We start from the raw sequence: 1300 nt of genomic DNA, 5'->3' as shown, positions 1-1300 counted from the left end.
TCAGTACTGTCCAGTTAAAAGAGACTGAGTGACAGTTGGTTATAATCAAGTTCTTTGACATTACTATAATCTATATTCATAAAAAGCTCGTTTATAGGGGTTTTATCTAATAATGAGATGCCCAAAACCTGTAATATTTCGTAGGTTGAACGTTTCAATTTCAGTTTATCTGCCACAATGGAGACCAGACAGTAAGCACTTATCGCGCAATAAATCTGGATTTTTACGGCATTTTCAGATGTTCCCCAGAAAGATTTTATTTTCAAGTGTTGTTTTACCCACTTAAAAAAAAGTTCCACCTGCCATCTTTTTTTGTACAGTAAAGCAACCTCCTCTGCAGTAACCTTCATGTTGTTTGTCAAAAAGACAAAGGTTCGGTTCGACTCCTTATCATAATATTTGACTCTGCGAAGTTTTTGTGGATACTCCTGGGAGGTGTAAAAACCACTTAATTTTCCAATCTGGTCACATCGGATCCCAGTTAGCTTATCGACTTTATTAGAGTACATCCGCCTGAATTTGGTATTCGATTTTGCCCGAACCACAAAGTAGGCTGAGCAACGTTCTATTTTGTACAACCTAGTGTAATCAAGATATGCACGATCAAATATATAGTGGGCACCTGCTTCATAAAGCAGCTCATCCATTGCCTTCACGTCATGAACATTAGCAGGGGTAATATGCAGAAAGGCTGGTATCTGAGTGTTTACATCATATAAGGTGTGAAGTTTAATTCCTCCTTTTGCCTTGCGAAATTTTGCCCACCAAAAGACATTTAGACAAAGATCTATGGTGGAGGAATCAAAGGCATAAATGTTTCCTTTGATTTTAAAATCATCACTAGAATGCAATTCCCGGGCTATAGCGATCAGATGATAGGCAAAATCTTCAAAAATTTTTGAGCTGCGAACTTCATTGGCTTTTGCAAAGTTACTTCTGGTAACATTTTTGCCCAATCCAAGATGATATGATTTTCCACTATGAGCATCAAGTGCAACGATTAGGTCTCGGAGGCTTTCTCGATTAGTCAGCTGACCGAATAGCATACAGAGTAGTTGGTTCCAGCAAGTAAAATGTTTCACATACCTGTTACCAGCATGCTTTTTGACAAACCCATCAAAAACCCGTTGGGGTAAATATCCTGTCAATTGGGAGAAAACGTATTTTCCTTGATTCATGGTCGCCAAATTTTAGAGGCTAAACCTAATCAATTCAAATCGTCACGTGCCAATTAGGCTTGTAAAGTATAGATTATCAGTAATTTCAAAGAACATTTAAAAATTTTTAATGGACACTAATG

Annotated in this window: 1 protein-coding gene; it reads right to left on the bottom strand. The window is 37.5% G+C overall.

The genetic code is table 11. The annotated features are described in order from the left end of the window. Positions 1–14: 14 nt before the first annotated feature. Entirely contained in the window at positions 15–1178 is a 1164-nt protein-coding gene (locus IE056_RS18280) for an IS4 family transposase (protein ID WP_189606429.1), read from the bottom strand. Positions 1179–1300 lie beyond the last annotated feature (122 nt).

The sequence above is a fragment of the Salinimicrobium marinum genome (assembly GCF_014651535.1).
Classification (GTDB): Bacteria; Bacteroidota; Bacteroidia; order Flavobacteriales; family Flavobacteriaceae; genus Salinimicrobium; species Salinimicrobium marinum.
This window is presented reverse-complemented; position numbering and strand designations above follow the sequence as displayed.

Bases quoted from the DNA above. Each gene is read 5' to 3' on its own strand.
- IE056_RS18280 (WP_189606429.1), bottom strand. From the start codon at position 1,178: ATGAATCAAGGAAAATACGTTTTCTCCCAATTGACAGGATATTTACCC.